Below are 15,637 nucleotides of genomic sequence, written 5' to 3'. Positions count from 1 at the left end.
CTTTCAACATAAACTTGTTGTGGCTGACCGTCTATGAAATTAGTGAAGTTAACAGCTGTATTATAGTCACTTTCATTGAATGAATTGTTATTATAATGATTAAGAGTTATGGTGTTGGGATTTTTGCAGGATACATTAAAAGGCTGTTTTCATTATTTTTTTTAATTTTGATTTTTCCCCAGTAATCAGAAATATAATTCCCGGCATAGTTGTCAATGGGGTAAGGTAGGGGTTCGACATTTAAAATAAAGGACAATTTGTTTTCTTTAAGGGCAGATTGAATATCATCTTCTTGGGGAGGAATATAATAATCAGTGAATGGTTCATTAGTAGGAAGAACACCTATTTTATATAGTGAATATAGGGCCTTTGCCAACACGCCATAGTCGTTTCCTGAGGTTCCTTCATTGCTGACAATTATAATTCCCAAATCATCTGCAGGGAAAAGATAGGTGTTACTGTTGAAAGTCCGGGTGGAACCAGTATGATCAACCATGTTTAGGTCGCCAGTGTACACCAACCATCCTAAACCATCTATTTTTTGGAGTGATGGGCGGATACTATAAACTAGTAAATATTATTTTTAAAATACTAGTGTACGAAATAAGAAATTTTGAATTTTTTGGGGAACAATAGTATAATTTTTTTTTATTGACAAAGAAATTTTTCAAGATTTAAATTTTTATAGAGAAAAAAATTACTCATAACTTTCAAAATACGCTAAGTACAAACCCAACGAATTAATTAAAGGTAATATGTTGAAAATGTAATAGAAAAATGCAATATAAACTCCTATCTAGTTAATTGTCGTGTTTGAAGATATTGACTAATGCCTCAAGTTTAAAAGCGCTGAAAAGATTTCAATTATATTTATCACATAATATACGGTATTATTTAAGAAAAAGAGATGCTTTGGCAGGATGCAAAATTAAATGGGATGAAAAGGGATATGGTTATAGATTATGCGCTTACTTGGACTACTCCATATCCTGCACTTGTTTTTTGTGATGCAACTATGTTCCCATCTTTGGTGATGAATATTGCTAAAGTGTCAGACCCACCATCTTTTTTTTGGACATTTGCAGCTACACCGCCACTTATGTTACCTAAATCAAATGATTTTTTACCAGATCCTTCTATAGATCGAGTTCCGGATTCTGAACTTATTGTTCCACTCCATTTGCCCCAATAATCAACTATAACCAGAACTCTTGGCTTAATGGATGGGGAAGGGGATGTACTGGCACTAGGCTCGTCATTGGAACTAGAAACACTAGAACTGGAAGTACTAGAACCAGAAGAATCATTCACACCATTAGTAGAACCAGAATCGTTTGATGTACATCCACATGCAATTACTGCAAAGCAAATCAAAACTAAACAAATACAGATATTTGATATTTTCATGCATTCCCCCCTATGTCCAATTATATTCAATCCACAATATAAAATTTAGGATAGTTTTTTTTTAAACAAGATTTTTTCCTATATTAGGAGTTGTATGTTTTATTATTTGAGGAATGAAATCTTGCTTTCACCTAATTAAGATGATTTAAGAAAGTTAGAAACCATAAAATAATATAGATTTTTAAATAAGAAAAAGTGTGCACTGAGCACATATACGAGAATCGGGCTAATTAACTTTTATTTGTGAGATAGACATGAATCTGAATTTTAGGAAAATTAAGCATAAAAAGATGATAAATAACCAAACTATTGTCTGTAAACTGATTTGATTTAGCTATTTATATGATATTTACATTTAATTTTAGAAAAAGGTGAAGAAGGAAAAAAAAATGATCTTTGAGATATAATACAATTGCAGTAAATAAACATCAAAAAGAGACCCACCCTTAAATGAAAATATAAGGTTGATACAACACTCCTTTCTATCTCCATCTAACGTGTAATTATACTTATTATATCCCCATCCTCTAGCACATGATCACTAGCAACCCTGCGACAACTCCTGGCATCTATTGCGTGCATGAAACCCTCCCCGATATCGGTGTGGATAAGGAAAGCCATATCTCTTGGTTTGGATCCTCGCGGAATTAATAAGGCATCAGGGAGTATGTTACCCTTTTGATCAGATAGTTTATGTTCATCTTCTACTGGAAAGACAACAATCATATCTAGCAAGCTAAATATGGCTTGGTTAAGTGCTTCCTGAATTCCGGTACTACCATATTTTTGCAGAACATTTTTTTGGATATATTCAAGGGCTTTTACTTGTTGTGAACTTAATTCATCCTTTTTCATGATCTCAAAATCGGATTCACCAGACACATATTTTATAAACCCGGCTTTTGCAGCCCGAATTAATGCCAGTTCGGCCTCAGCTGATGCTGGCACCACATTATCATATTTTTCCTGGAGCCGTTTAATGTTCTCTTTGGCTGGGGGTAGATCTGCCTTGTTAGCCACAATAAGCATTGGTTTAGCAATTTTAAGAAGATTATTCAGGAGAAGAACGATATCTTCTTCTTCCCAATCCTTGTAATCTTTAGAAACAGTTTTTTTAGCTTCAAGCACGTCTTCTACTAGTATACCCGCACCACTGAGTTGTTCGGCTATTACTTTGGCTATGTCTAGTTTTTCAGAGAGTGCTTTGCGCACCATTTTGTTCCAGTTTTTATGGAGGATTCCATAAAGCCACATGGTTATTTCGTGTTCTAAAAACTCCACATCCTCCAGGGGGTCGTGTGTTCCTGGTTCACAAGGCCTTCCTTCATCATCAGTTGATCCTGAAGCATCAATTACATGGATAAATGCCTTGGCCTGGCGGAGATCATCCAGAAATTTATTACCCAGTCCACGGCCTTCATGGGCTCCTGGTACCAGTCCGGCAACATCTAAAAGTTCCACCGGAATCAACCGTGTACCTTCAAGGCACTGAGAGTTCCGCGGATTACATTCAACATCTAATTCTTTGCAGGGGCATGGTTTAACTACATGAGCAACTGCTTTGTTAACATCAATGGTTGTAAATGGGTAACCAGCCACTTCTGCTTCTGATAGGGTGGCTGCATTGAAAAAAGATGATTTGCCCACATTGGGCTTTCCGGTAACTGCAATCTGGAGCATGATAATCACTACTAGTCTTTTCACATCCAAACTTATTAAAGATTTTATAGATAAATGAAAAATTAAGATAACAAAAAGCAGATTTACTATTGGTAAATTTACTGTTAATTCAGGAGCATGTTACATGGCAAAACTTTACCTAATTGGAACCGGACCAGGATCCAGTGATTATCTAACAGTAGCAGCAGTTCAGGCTACAAAATTTGTTGATGTTCTCGTGGGAAGTCAAAGAGCTCTGGACCTATTTCCCGATTTTCATGGGGAAGTTTTGGTGCTCCGGGCAAAGAATATGGATGAAATGATGGAAAAATCAGTTTCACTGGTGGATGGGGGTAAAAATGTTGCAATTCTCTCCACGGGGGATCCTGGATTTTCCGGGGTTTTGAAGCCTATACTCAAGTTAAGGGATGATCTGGACCTTGAAGTAATTCCAGGTATCAGTTCCCTGCAACTGGCTGCAGCCAAGTTACAAGTGCCATGGGATGAAGCAAACCTTTTAACACTTCATGGTAAAGGCAATTCTGATGTCATATTGGATTTTTTAGAAAATGGAAAAGTTACCATAGTTTTACCAGATTTCAGGGTTGAAAAATTAGCTCAATTCCTACTTGAAAATGGTATGAACCCGGGGAGGAAAATTGCAGTTTGTGAAAGGCTCAGCTATCCTGATGAGAGAGTTTTTAAGGGAACTGTAAAAGAAGTAGCATCTAAAAAGTTCAGTTATTTATGTGTTATGGTAATTTACTAGTTTAAAATATTTCAATCACATAAATACTCGTCTTCTTCTTTCCAAGGTGGTGTTACCACGCATAAAAACTTCAATAATGATTTTCCATTGTTTTTTATCCACTGCACAGATCCAGGTGGTATATAGATTGCATCACCCTTCTTAACTTCTTCAGACTCTTTATCAATGTGCATTACACCTTTCCCTTCTAAAATGTAATATATTTCCACAGAAGTTTTCAATTCATGCGGTAAGGATGCTTCACCCTTGTTTAATAGGGCATAGGCGATGCTGCAGCCCATTTTTATCTTTTCATTTTTCGGATGCAGTAGCTCACAGAGAGTAGTTTGATCAGAAGTTTGGAAATATTCACAGTCATCAATAGATTTGATCAACATTTTATCAATACAAATTAGAAAATCGATATTTATTAATCTTTTTCAATAAAATAATAGATTATTTGGACACACTTACATAAAATAATAGATTTTTACTACCATACATTGTTTGTAAGTATTATTAAGGGCTTGCACACATTTGTATTAAACAAGCCCCTTGTTTGGTAGGTGTCTTTAGACATACCATACTCCTTAATCACAATAGTATAAAATTTCGCCATGATTTTGGTGACAAACATCACATGGAGAGTGGAATATCGCTGGGAAATTTTTGAATTTTTTCCCCACCATTTTTTCCATCAGATTTTTTTTGAAAATTTATGTAGTGCAATCTCAGAACTAACCAGCAAATTAGTAATGTTGAGGGGTTATTGATAATTTTTCACAAGTCACAGATAAAGAAAGATTTCAATTACACTCAGTACACTTAAAAAAAAAAGATGGAAAACTCATATGTTACTATAATTATTAATATTACTGCCTTAAATCAATTAAATCAAAAAAATATTAATTTTTTAATCTTTAAGCGGCTTATTTGATATTATAATAGAATCAGGTTAATAAATTATTTTTTTTTATAAAAAAAAATTCGTTTTAGGAAGCCTCTTGAGGCTCCCCGTAGAGGATACTGCCAACTTCTTTCAGTTTTTCTGTTCCCCTAATCTCTTCACGGAATAATGGTATTTCTGCCACAACTTGGTTCCCGAATTTTTGGCGGATGCTTTGCATCCGTTTTTGCTGTATCTGACGTCGGGCACGGCAGAAATCACAGTCAGCTTCTTCAGGCTGTATTTGGTTCACAATAACGGCATCAGTATGCATGTTATTCTTTTCCAATGCTTCCATGGCTCTTTCTGATTCGTAGATGGACATTTCTTCAGGTATAACTACCATTTTGAAGGATGTTCGCTCTGGATCAGCCATCACTTCTCTGGCGATTCGAATCTGCTTTTTAGTGGCTTCCATATCCTCCAAGGCTTTATCTTCCTCTTCTTCATCTCCCATGAAAGGCATGATGTTTTTGAAAGCTTTGGCCATGCTGCCGATCTGTCTTCGTACTTTGATCATCTTCCCAACCCAACTATCCATCATTTCTGGGAAGGAAAGTAGTCTCAAGGTGTGACCGGTTGGGGCAGTGTCGAAGACCACAACATCATACTCATCTGTGGTCATGTACTGTAAGAACTTGTCAAATGCAGCTGCTTCATCGATTCCAGGTGCCATAGTGGCCATTTCCATCTGATCTTCCATTAAACCCATGTCCATACCTGGGTTCAAGGCTTGTTGTTCCTTCATTTTGGCTTGGTAATCTTGCATGGCCACTTCGGGGTCGATTTCTGCCGCCCATAAGTTTTCACCAATGGGTGTTGGGTCGTGTCCCAAATTCTTGTCTAAAGAGTCAGATAAGGAGTGAGCAGGGTCAGTTGAGATTACCAGGGTTTTTTTACCTTCACCAGCCAACCAAAGGGCAGTCGCTGCTGAAACAGTCGTTTTACCGACTCCTCCTTTTCCTCCTATAAATACAAATGTTGTTTTTCCTTTTTTAAACTTGAATAGGTCCTTAAATGCCATATTCATTCCTCCATTAATTATTTTCTAGATTTAGTAAGCCTAAAATAAGCCTCAATCTTTTCGAAAAAAATGTTTCTATTAGATTATCATATTAAATTCTGTGTGCATATAAAAATTGTGCAAAATCCATATTAAATAAAGACTAATATTCCCCTAAAACATAAAATATTGTACTCTCATGGAAAATCCCTGTACTCAACGATTGTTTGCCCTTACAGATTAAAAAGGGCATATTGTTGGAAATAAAGATTTAAATTACTAATTACACATATTGATCAATAATACTGTATGTTTTAATGCAATGGAATTAGGGTGATGTCATGGAATACAATAAGGGAATTTTACCAGCATTAGACATTGTAAAGGTGTCCAGGGAAATATCTAGCTTCATTGAAAATTCTTTGATAGAATCAAAAACTCAAGGACTGGTGATGGGTCTTAGTGGGGGTTTGGATTCATCAGTAACCGTCAAACTCTGCACCGAAGTGGTAAACACTCACAAAATTTTAGGCCTGATAATGCCCAGCCATAGCACAAACAAAGAGGATATCAACGATGCTGTGTCTTTAGCAGATTCATTAGGTATACAATACAAAACTATACACATAGATCCTTTAATTCAATTAATTATTGGTGCTTGTACCAGTTTTCCTGATGATGAGAAGTATAAAATGGCTAACGCTAATCTCGAAGCACGTATAAGGATGTTAATTCTATATTTCCATGCTAACTCTATGAATCGCCTGGTTGTTGGCACTGATAATAGGTCAGAACTTTTAGTAGGATATTTCACTAAATATGGTGATGGTGGAGTTGATATACTTCCCATTGGTGCATTGTATAAAACTGATGTTCGTATGTTGGCAAAACATCTTAAAATTCCTGAAAAAATTATTAATAAAGACCCAACTGCTGGGTTATGGCCTGGCCAGACAGATGAAGATGAAATGGGGATAAAATACTCTCTCTTAGATCAAATCCTGTACTTACTAACTGAAAAAGGAATGAAAGAAGAAGGTATAATTAAAAAACTTCAAATAAGTCTTGATGAAATTGTAAAAGTCAAACTTATGATGATGTCAGCTGAACACAAATTAAAAATGCCACCAATACCACCAATAGTTAGATGAAGCCTTAAATTATAATTAAACAACTGTAAAGTTCATATAATGAAAACAGTGGTATAAATGTATTCTATAATATATATAACAACTTCTGATTCAGAAGAGGCTAAACAAATTGCAAAGAACCTTTTGGAAGAAAAAATGATTGCTTGTGCTAATATAATTCCAGTGATGGAATCAATCTATTGGTGGGAAGGAGAACTGGAAGAAGATGTTGAGTCGATCCTCTTGGTCAAGACCAGTTCTAAATTAGTGGATAAAGTTATAGATAGGGTTAAAGAAATTCACAGCTACCAAACACCATGTGCACTAGAACTCCAGATAAAAAACGGATCAAAAGAATACTTGGATTGGCTAGATAGTGCACTTAAATAAGTAAATCATTTTGTAAATTAAAATGAGATTCAAGTAAACATTTGTAAACTCTAATCAAATTGTTTAATTTTATCATATCAAACTCAGATGTAACGGTGATTATTTGATAGACAGTAAAATAGAGTCTAAATGGCAAAAACGATGGCAAAATGCAGAATTATTTCATTCTAACCCTGATGACCGAGAAAAAGTATTCTTAACCGTGGCCTACCCTTATCCTAGTGGAGCCATGCACGTAGGGCACGGACGCACTTACACTGTTCCAGATGTTTACGCACGATTCAAACGAATGCAAGGTTACAATGTATTATTCCCCATGGGGTGGCACGTAACAGGGGCACCAGTAATTGGCATAGCCAAACGTATTGGCAGATCAGACCCTTGGACTCTCGACATATACCAAAACGTGCACAAAGTACCTCTGAATGAGCTTAAAAAGTTTACAGACCCTCATTATATTGTAAAATACTTCAGTGAAGAATATCGAAATGTTATGACGCAACTTGGTTACTCTATTGACTGGAGACGGGAATTCACCACCATAGATCCTCATTACCAGAAATTCATAACATGGCAGTTTGAAAAACTTAATGAAAAAGGTTTGGTGAGGAAAGGAGCACATCCAGTCAAATACTGTCCTGATGATGAAAATCCAGTGGGAGACCATGACCTTCTGGAAGGTGAAGGGGTGGCTATCAACGAATTAACTTTGGTAAAATTCAAAATAGGGGGAAACTATCTGGTTGCTGCATCATTCCGACCAGAAACTCTATTTGGGGCCACGAATATATGGCTAAACCCTGATGAAGAATATGTTAAGGTTAAAATCAATGATGAAGAATGGATCATTAGTAAAAATGCATATCATAATCTTTTAAATCAGAAAAGTAACATTGAATTGGTGGATGACATAGATACTCCGTCCCTTATCGGTCAACATGCAGAAAACCCAATAACAGGGGATAAACATATAATTTTGCCTGCATCATTTGTGGATCCAGATTATGCCACTGGTGTAGTATATTCGGTACCAGCACACGCTCCAGCAGATTACATAGCGCTGGTTGACATTAAAAAAGATACAAAAACATTAAATAAATATAATATAAAGGATGCAGTTGAAAAAATACAACCAATCGGACTAATACGCCTTAAAGGATTTGGTAAACACCCTGCTGCCGAGATGATCGAGAAAATGGGTATTAAAGACCAAAATGATCCCAATCTTAAAGAAGCCACCAATGAGATGTACAAACTTGAACATGCCAAAGGAGTTATGGACAAACACATAACAGATTATGCTGGTTTAAAGGTACCACAAGCTAGGGATGAAATCAAATTATATCTTCTTGAAAATGATAAGGGAGATATAATGCATGAATTTGCGGAAAAACCGGTGATCTGTCGTTGTGGAACTGAATGTGTGGTTAAAATCTTGGATAATCAGTGGTTCCTCAAATACTCTGATGAAGAATGGACCCAAAAAACCCTAAATTGTTTGGAGAATATGAACACCGTACCTGAAGAGATTAGGTCCAACTTTGAATATTATCTTAACTGGTTACATGACTGGGCATGCGCAAGGCGAATAGGCTTGGGAACCCCCCTACCATGGGATCCTCAATGGTTAATTGAACCTCTCAGTGATTCAACCCTCTACATGAGTTATTATACCATAGCTCCCTATCTGAAGGATATTGACCCCGAAGAAATGGACGAAGAATTCCTGGATCACATTTTCCTAGATAAGAAAACAAACAAAACAAACATTCCTCCAGGCATGAAAGAAGAGTTCAACTACTGGTATCCCCTCGATTGGAGATTATCTGCCAAGGATCTTGTTGGAAACCACTTATCATTCCATTTATTCCATCATTCGGCAATTTACCCTCAGCAAAAATGGCCTCAAGGTGTGGTAGTATTTGGCATGGGACTAATGGAGGGACAAAAAATGTCCTCTTCCAAGGGAAACATCGTACTATTAGAAGATGCCATAAAAATCCACGGAGCAGATGTAGTCCGGTTGTTCCTCATGTCATCGGCCGAACCATGGCAAGACTTTGACTGGAGGGAAAAAGAGGTTATAGGAACCAAAAAACGTTTAGAATGGTTCATGGGATTTGCAGAGATGGTAGATGAACTTCATGGCTCACAAGTCCAGCTTAACGAGTGTATTGATGCTCCTGATGTGAATAAACCCATTAACTCATGGATAATCAGCCAAGTTAACCAGCGAGTCCGCGACGCCACTCAAGCTCTGGAAGGATTCCAAACCAGGAAAGCACTTCAAGAAGCATTATTCTTGTATAAAAAGGATATGGACCACTATCTGCACCGGGTGGGTCATGAACTCAAGGAAGGAAATGGTAAAGAGGAGATAAATCAGGTATTGGCCTATGTACTGGGAATATGGATCCGTCTGATGGCACCATTTACACCTCACGCCTGTGAAGAGCTGTGGGACAGACACGGTGGACGAGGATTTGCATCAGAAGCACCCTGGCCAGAATATGATGTGGATTTAATTGATGAGAAAGTTCACAAGAGTGAAGAAATCATACAAGGACTGGTGGATGATATCAGGGAGATTGAAAAGATCACAAAAACCACTCCTGAAAAAATTCACGCATACCTCGCACCTCAATGGAAATGGAAAGTATTCGAAATTGCCCGGGAAGTTGGAAAACCAGATATTGGCAGAATAATTGGACAAGCTATTAAAGAGAACATTCACGATGATAAGAAGGAATTGGCTGGATTCGCTCAGAAAATTGCCCGTGAAATGACCAAGATACACTACGTTGGTTATGTGGATGAAAAACAGATCCTGGATGATGCAGTGGATTACATTGCCCGTGAAACCGGTGCAGAGGTAATAATATATCAGGAACCAACTTATGACCCTAAAAACAAGGCGAAAAATGCTTTACCCTACAAACCTGCACTTTACATCCAATAAATATTTTTTTTGGATTATCCATTCAAAGGATATTACTTGATATTTTAGTTTAGGATAAAATTAAAATCGAACTTATGAATTACAGTCATTTCTAGGAGTTTATCCAAAAGGATTTCATTGTTTTTTAAAGGGAAAACCCAAAAACCCTTTCCATTCTTAAAGGACTTCGGAAAAAGATCTTCAAGTGTGTTATCTGTTGTAAAAAGACGATCTTATGGTGGTTACTCATTTACCAAAATTAGGGGGCAAGGGTTATTTTAGAAAGAAACTATTTTTAAAAAATATTGAATCCTAAACAGAGCAGAATTAATGTGGATTAATTTTTAAGAACGATGGATTTAACTAATCATCGTGGGAGTGATATGATTATCATAAGTCAAGATAATGAACCATTAAGGTTACTTGCCCATCACACTGTTGTTTTTCCCTATTTATGAGGGTGTTAGCAGATCAAAAACAGGTTTGATGCTAGGTTTGAATTTTCATCGTGAATAATCCTCAAAGAGAGATTAATATAGTGCCAACTCCCAGTATAATGACTTAGTTGACTTACTCATCGATGAAGGGGTGCAAATTAAAAAGTGTGAATAGGATGCTTTTTGATGGGTTTGAATGAGAATATAAGGAAAAGAGACCAGATTTTGTAATGCGAACTTGGCATGCTTAACATTTTTTTTTTAAGGGTTTAAAAAGATATTTGTAAATGAATGGCTTATTCAAGACTAATTATTTTATTTTGAAGAATTCCAATATCTTCAATATTCACTTCAGCCACATCACCAACGTGCATGGGTCCCACACCTGGAGGAGTACCAGTAGCAATCACATCACCTGCTTTGAGGGTCATGATGTTGGATATAAAGCTTATCAATTCTTCAACTGGAAAAATCATGTTTTTTGTATTGGAATTTTGTTTGATTTTATCGTTAATTTTCATAGAAATTTTCTGGCTAGAGGGATCCATGTCAGTTTCTATCCAAGGCCCCAAAGGGCAAAAAGTATCGAAACTCTTCGCACGAGTCCACTGCCCATCTTTTTGCTGCAAATCCCGGGCAGTAACATCGTTAAGTGAAGTATAGCCTGCAACAAAATCTAATGAATCCTCAAAATTAACAAAACGGGCGTCGCGTCCAATAACAACTGCCAATTCCGCTTCATAGTCCACTTGCTGGGAATAAGGTGGATACACGATACTATCATTATGGCCAATTATGGTGGTAGGAGGCTTTAAAAACAGCACTGGCTCCTCAGGCATGTCCATGTTCAGCTCTTCAGCATGGTCACGATAATTCAAACCTACACACACCACTTTACTAGGCTGGACTGGTGGAATAATCTTTATTTCATCCAATGAATAGAAATTTTTTCTTTTAAAATCATCAGGGGGTGATTGTGACGCTTCTAAGACAGAATGTTCTATTTCAACTACTCCCCCATTAATAACCACTCCATTTTTCTTTCTACCATTTTTTTTAAATCTTAGAAGCTTCATTTAATCCTTCCCATTACAATTGGTTAATTCACTATTTGTTTAAATGATTCTTTCAATGGGAACCACTAAAATATCTCTAGCACCAATTTTTTTCAAACGATTAACTACATGAAATACTTCATGTTCATTAACCACGGCGTGAACTGCTACTACACCATTATCTGAGAGCACCTGGGAGACTGTGGGTCCAGTCATCCCTGGCATGGCAAGTTTAACATCGTCCAAGACTTCCTCATCCACATTCATCATCACCAACTTTTTACCATCAGCATCAAGAACGCCCTTTATTCCAGTTCTTATTTCCTCTATTTTCTCTTTTTTCTCGACATAACTCACAGTATTTGCTATAAGCTGCACAGAACTTTCCAAAATAGTATCTACCATCTGAAGATGATTCATCTTAAGCGTGGTGCCAGTGCTAGTAAGATCGGCGATAAGGTCCGAAACTCCAATGAAAGGAGCTATTTCGGTTGAACCGCTGAGTTGAACTATCTTAACTGATTTTTTTTTACTTTCAAGATATTTTCGGGTGAGGTTGGGAAATTCAGTGGCCACAATAGAATCTTGTTTAATATCTGTGAGTTTTTTAATATCTGATTCTTCAGGAGCAGCCAAGACTAATTTTGATTTTCCGAATTTCAAATCTTCCATGATCTTAACTTGGGCTCCTTTCTCTTTGATCAAATCCAAGCCGGTCATTCCCAAATCTGCAGCGCCATCGGCCACGAATTCGGGGATATCCGCAGCACGGGTGAACATAACACTAATTTGATCATCGTAAGTGTCTGAAAAAAGTTTCCGATTAACGGTGTCCTTCAATCCAATCCCTGCTCTTGATAAAAGCTTCACAGCAGGGTCGCTAATCCTCCCTTTGGATGGAAGGGCTATTTTTATCTCCATCAAAAAATCCTCCTAAACTCTACCTTAAGTTAAAAAATTTAATAAGTGCACAAATAAATCTACTTATGTTGTAAACATTTATCATGTAAAAAATGACTGTAATAGGACATCTAATTTAACCTATTACTGGGGAGTGGTTTGCACAAAATCCTCCCATATTTATGTTATTTCCCTCAATCTTATATAGATAGGTGGTCCAATGGAAACCCAAACTATTCTAATTAAAAACAGCATTATCGTTGATGAAGATGTTCGAAGAGGATCAGTGCTTATCGAAGACGATAAAATCGTTGACATAACGCGTAAAGGTTCAACCGGTGCAGACGAGGTAATTAATGCTGAAGGTAAGGTTTTAATCCCTGGCCTAGTAAACACCCACACCCATATTTCCATGAGTCTCATGAGGGGTCTGGCTGATGATTTGCCCCTGGAAACATGGTTAAATGATCATATATGGCCAATGGAATCCAATTTAGAGGCGGAGCACTGTTATGTGGGGGCTCTTCTGTCGGCACTGGAGATGATCAAATCAGGAACCACAACTTGTAATGATATGTATTTCTTTATGGATGAGGTTGCCCAAGCTATTGATGAATCTGGGATCAGGGGACTTCTATGCCACGGCATGTTAGACTTATTTGATAGTGATAAAAGGAAAAAAGAGTACAAAGAAACACTGCGCATCATAAAAAAATGTCATAATACTGCTGATGGAAGAGTTCAAGTAGCATTGGGTCCTCACACTCCCTACACTTGTTCACCTGAACTTTTAAATTGGGTTAGGAAAAAAGCTGATAAAAACGGGCTTAAAATTCATATACATGTATCTGAAACCGAAAAAGAAGTTGAAGATAGTTTAAATGATAGGAAAAAGAGACCTTTTGAATATTTGGAAGACCTTAACTTTTTAGGTCCCGATGTAATAGCAGCCCATTCCGTATGGCTATCTGGGGCTGAAATAGCCTTAATAACGGATAATAATGTTAAAATATCTCATAATCCTCTGAGTAATATGAAATTAGCTTCTGGAATTTCTCCAGTTTCTGACATGATTGCCAATGGGGTATGTGTATCTTTAGGAACGGATGGAGTTGCATCTAATAACAATCTTGACCTCTTTCAGGAGATGAAAACTTCCAGTTTACTACAAAAGGTTCGAACACTAGACCCTACTGTCTTACCGGCAAGTAAAGTACTTGAAATGGCCACAATTAACGGTGCCACTGCACTAGGTTTGGAACAAGAGATTGGTACAATTGAAGTTGGAAAGAAAGCAGATCTGGTCTTAATTGATATGAAATCACCACATTTAACTCCTTATCGTAATCCAATATCTCATTTAGCATATTCTGCAGAGGGTAAAGACGTTGACACTGTTTTATGTGATGGAAAAATTTTAATGCTTGAAAAAGAAGTTTTAGCTCTGGATGAGGTTGAAGTAATGGAAATGGCTGAAAATGCTGCAATAGACCTATTATCAAGAAATTAATTTAGGTATATTTGTATGATGTGTGAATAAATTCACTCAATACTCAATAAATCTTTCAAATTCTAAATAAAACTAAAAAAGGAGATTTTATGGTCGGTACTGGAATTTTAACCCTTTTTGACATAGATGGAACTCTGGTTAGGGGAGCCCGTTGCCATTACATGGCATTTGTACATGCTGTAAGCAAATTCTATGGAATGGAAGAAGATATCAGCGGCATAAACTATGCTGGTAAGACTGACCCTCAGATATTGCGAGAAGTCCTAGAAATAGGCGGAATACCTGACAAAGTTATTGAAGAAAACTTTCAAGATTGTCTAGATTACATGGTTAAGGATTACTTGGCAAATGTGCACCGAGAGAATGTAAGGGCATTAGAAGGAGTCAGCGACCTTTTAAAACAATTACAAAATGAAAATGTTCTTTTAGGCCTCACAACTGGAAATTTAGAGCCCATAGCTTATGCTAAACTAGGTCAAGTTGGGATTGATGGCTTCTTTTCTTTCGGTGGGTTTGGTAGTGACAGTCCCCAAAGGCCTTGTCTGGTGGAAAAAGCTTTGGAACGTGCAAGAAAATTACATGGTTTTGAAGGTGATCAAATATTTGTAATTGGAGATACTCCCAGAGATGTGGAAGCAGCTAAACCATTTAATCTTTATACTATTGCTGTTGCCACTGGAAGGTACTCTACAAGTGAATTACAAAAAACAGGTGCTGATTTTGTCCTTCAAAACCTGAAAGACGTTAAGCAAGTAATGAAAATTATCGGAATTTAAGTTAAAATAAATCGTTTGAAAAAATGGATGAAATAATCAGTGTGATACATATTATATCTACATTTTTTTAGTTTATTATTATTGTCAACCAGAAAATTTTACCAAAAATTCAGTTAGTAACTAAATTTTTAAAAAAAACAAATCATTTATTTGGGCTTTGAATTTCGAAAATCTGTATAGAATTAGTAGGACAATTTGTCTGACAATCTAAACACCCGCAACATCCATCATCATCTATTTGGCATTTTAAATCAACGATGGAAATATTATCCATCAAGCAAACGTCTACACAAAGACCACAACCAATACAAGTGTCTCCCACAACAGCCTGAAATTCTTGTTCAACTAATATTCCTATGATAGTTTTGGTGTTATCAATATCTTTAGTTAGAGAGTAAGTTAAATATAAGAAATCATGGTTACAACAATGGGTGATTGATTCTGCAACTTCAATAGAACCCCATGAAAGATTTCTGCCGTTTAGATAGTGAGAAACTGTGGAACGATCCATCCCAAGCTTGTTTGCTATATCTTTCTGAAAATAGCCCTGTTCTCTGAGCTTCACTGCTGCCAAGTACTTTAATCCAGATGCTATATGTTTCGGCATTCTCCCACCGTGTGTGATAATTACACATTGTTTTTGTTTAATATTTATAGATTGCTACTGGCAATCGACAGTCAACTCTAAACAAATTTCAAAGAAAGCTAATATTTTCGGATAGGTCCAAAAAATTGAAT

The 15,637-nt window shown here is 36.7% G+C and carries 14 protein-coding genes; 6 read left to right on the top strand and 8 right to left on the bottom strand.

Annotated features, from left to right (window positions below):
• Positions 1–106 precede the first annotated feature (106 nt).
• From GXZ72_02375 to GXZ72_02365, 3 genes are all read right to left on the bottom strand, one after another.
• A complete protein-coding gene (locus GXZ72_02375; GenBank protein HHT18396.1) occupies positions 107–517 on the bottom strand; it encodes a hypothetical protein in 411 nt (136 codons plus the stop codon).
• Positions 518–960: 443 nt separating this feature from the next.
• Positions 961–1,407: a hypothetical protein gene (locus GXZ72_02370; protein HHT18395.1), complete on the bottom strand. Its 447-nt coding sequence runs from the start codon at positions 1,405–1,407 to the stop codon at positions 961–963.
• A gap of 492 nt (positions 1,408–1,899) precedes the next feature.
• Positions 1,900–3,087, bottom strand: coding sequence for a redox-regulated ATPase YchF (locus GXZ72_02365; GenBank protein ID HHT18394.1), 1,188 nt, complete (start codon positions 3,085–3,087; stop codon positions 1,900–1,902).
• 124 nt (positions 3,088–3,211) lie between these two features.
• Here GXZ72_02365 and cbiE point away from each other — a divergent pair, with 124 nt between their 5' ends.
• A complete protein-coding gene (gene cbiE / locus GXZ72_02360; GenBank protein ID HHT18393.1) occupies positions 3,212–3,835 on the top strand; it encodes a precorrin-6y C5,15-methyltransferase (decarboxylating) subunit CbiE in 624 nt (207 codons plus the stop codon).
• Positions 3,836–3,846: 11 nt separating this feature from the next.
• Here the strand turns inward: cbiE and GXZ72_02355 are convergent, their stop codons facing one another.
• Together GXZ72_02355 and GXZ72_02350 are read right to left on the bottom strand one after the other, a co-directional pair.
• On the bottom strand, positions 3,847–4,212 hold the full coding sequence (locus GXZ72_02355) for a cupin domain-containing protein (protein ID HHT18392.1): 366 nt from the start codon (positions 4,210–4,212) through the stop codon (positions 3,847–3,849).
• Positions 4,213–4,806: 594 nt separating this feature from the next.
• Complete coding sequence (locus GXZ72_02350; protein HHT18391.1) at positions 4,807–5,784, bottom strand: TRC40/GET3/ArsA family transport-energizing ATPase; 978 nt, start codon at positions 5,782–5,784, stop codon at positions 4,807–4,809.
• A gap of 320 nt (positions 5,785–6,104) precedes the next feature.
• Between GXZ72_02350 and GXZ72_02345 the strand changes: the two genes are divergently transcribed.
• From GXZ72_02345 to leuS, 3 genes are all read left to right on the top strand, one after another.
• Positions 6,105–6,914 (top strand): NAD+ synthase, encoded by an 810-nt coding sequence (locus GXZ72_02345; protein ID HHT18390.1) that lies wholly within the window; start codon positions 6,105–6,107, stop codon positions 6,912–6,914.
• 57 nt (positions 6,915–6,971) lie between these two features.
• Positions 6,972–7,283 carry a divalent-cation tolerance protein CutA gene (locus GXZ72_02340; GenBank protein HHT18389.1) on the top strand — a complete coding sequence of 104 codons (312 nt, stop codon included), beginning with the start codon at positions 6,972–6,974 and terminating at the stop codon, positions 7,281–7,283.
• Between the two features lie 106 nt (positions 7,284–7,389).
• Positions 7,390–10,242 (top strand): leucine--tRNA ligase, encoded by a 2,853-nt coding sequence (leuS, locus tag GXZ72_02335; GenBank protein ID HHT18388.1) that lies wholly within the window; start codon positions 7,390–7,392, stop codon positions 10,240–10,242.
• A 712-nt stretch (positions 10,243–10,954) separates the two neighbouring features.
• On the opposite strand, the gene GXZ72_02330 is transcribed toward leuS, so the two are convergent.
• Together GXZ72_02330 and GXZ72_02325 are read right to left on the bottom strand one after the other, a co-directional pair.
• Positions 10,955–11,734, bottom strand: coding sequence for a fumarylacetoacetate hydrolase family protein (locus GXZ72_02330; protein ID HHT18387.1), 780 nt, complete (start codon positions 11,732–11,734; stop codon positions 10,955–10,957).
• 39 nt (positions 11,735–11,773) lie between these two features.
• Positions 11,774–12,634, bottom strand: coding sequence for an ATP phosphoribosyltransferase (locus GXZ72_02325; GenBank protein HHT18386.1), 861 nt, complete (start codon positions 12,632–12,634; stop codon positions 11,774–11,776).
• A 199-nt stretch (positions 12,635–12,833) separates the two neighbouring features.
• On the opposite strand from GXZ72_02325, the gene GXZ72_02320 reads away from it, so the two are divergent.
• Positions 12,834–14,123 carry an amidohydrolase family protein gene (locus tag GXZ72_02320; protein HHT18385.1) on the top strand — a complete coding sequence of 430 codons (1,290 nt, stop codon included), beginning with the start codon at positions 12,834–12,836 and terminating at the stop codon, positions 14,121–14,123.
• Positions 14,124–14,212: 89 nt separating this feature from the next.
• A complete protein-coding gene (locus GXZ72_02315) occupies positions 14,213–14,899 on the top strand; it encodes an HAD hydrolase-like protein (GenBank protein HHT18384.1) in 687 nt (228 codons plus the stop codon).
• 142 nt (positions 14,900–15,041) lie between these two features.
• Here the strand turns inward: GXZ72_02315 and GXZ72_02310 are convergent, their stop codons facing one another.
• The gene (locus GXZ72_02310; protein HHT18383.1) at positions 15,042–15,506 is read right to left on the bottom strand and encodes a helix-turn-helix domain-containing protein; all 465 of its coding nucleotides are present in this window, start codon (positions 15,504–15,506) and stop codon (positions 15,042–15,044) included.
• Positions 15,507–15,637: the final 131 nt, after the last annotated feature.

The organism is Methanobacterium sp., from assembly GCA_012838205.1.
Lineage (GTDB): Archaea > Methanobacteriota > Methanobacteria > Methanobacteriales > Methanobacteriaceae > Methanobacterium.
This window is presented reverse-complemented; position numbering and strand designations above follow the sequence as displayed.

What these genes read in the sequence shown, in the direction of transcription:
- GXZ72_02355 (HHT18392.1), bottom strand. Translation starts at nt 4,212, where the DNA reads ATGTTGATCAAATCTATTGATGACTGTGAATATTTCCAAACTTCTGAT.
- GXZ72_02330 (HHT18387.1), bottom strand. Translation starts at nt 11,734, where the DNA reads ATGAAGCTTCTAAGATTTAAAAAAAATGGTAGAAAGAAAAATGGAGTG.
- GXZ72_02340 (HHT18389.1), top strand. Translation starts at nt 6,972, where the DNA reads ATGTATTCTATAATATATATAACAACTTCTGATTCAGAAGAGGCTAAA.
- GXZ72_02365 (HHT18394.1), bottom strand. Translation starts at nt 3,087, where the DNA reads ATGCTCCAGATTGCAGTTACCGGAAAGCCCAATGTGGGCAAATCATCT.
- cbiE (HHT18393.1), top strand. Translation starts at nt 3,212, where the DNA reads ATGGCAAAACTTTACCTAATTGGAACCGGACCAGGATCCAGTGATTAT.
- GXZ72_02315 (HHT18384.1), top strand. Translation starts at nt 14,213, where the DNA reads ATGGTCGGTACTGGAATTTTAACCCTTTTTGACATAGATGGAACTCTG.
- GXZ72_02350 (HHT18391.1), bottom strand. Translation starts at nt 5,784, where the DNA reads ATGGCATTTAAGGACCTATTCAAGTTTAAAAAAGGAAAAACAACATTT.
- GXZ72_02370 (HHT18395.1), bottom strand. Translation starts at nt 1,407, where the DNA reads ATGAAAATATCAAATATCTGTATTTGTTTAGTTTTGATTTGCTTTGCA.
- GXZ72_02320 (HHT18385.1), top strand. Translation starts at nt 12,834, where the DNA reads ATGGAAACCCAAACTATTCTAATTAAAAACAGCATTATCGTTGATGAA.
- GXZ72_02325 (HHT18386.1), bottom strand. Translation starts at nt 12,634, where the DNA reads ATGGAGATAAAAATAGCCCTTCCATCCAAAGGGAGGATTAGCGACCCT.
- GXZ72_02345 (HHT18390.1), top strand. Translation starts at nt 6,105, where the DNA reads ATGGAATACAATAAGGGAATTTTACCAGCATTAGACATTGTAAAGGTG.
- GXZ72_02310 (HHT18383.1), bottom strand. Translation starts at nt 15,506, where the DNA reads ATGCCGAAACATATAGCATCTGGATTAAAGTACTTGGCAGCAGTGAAG.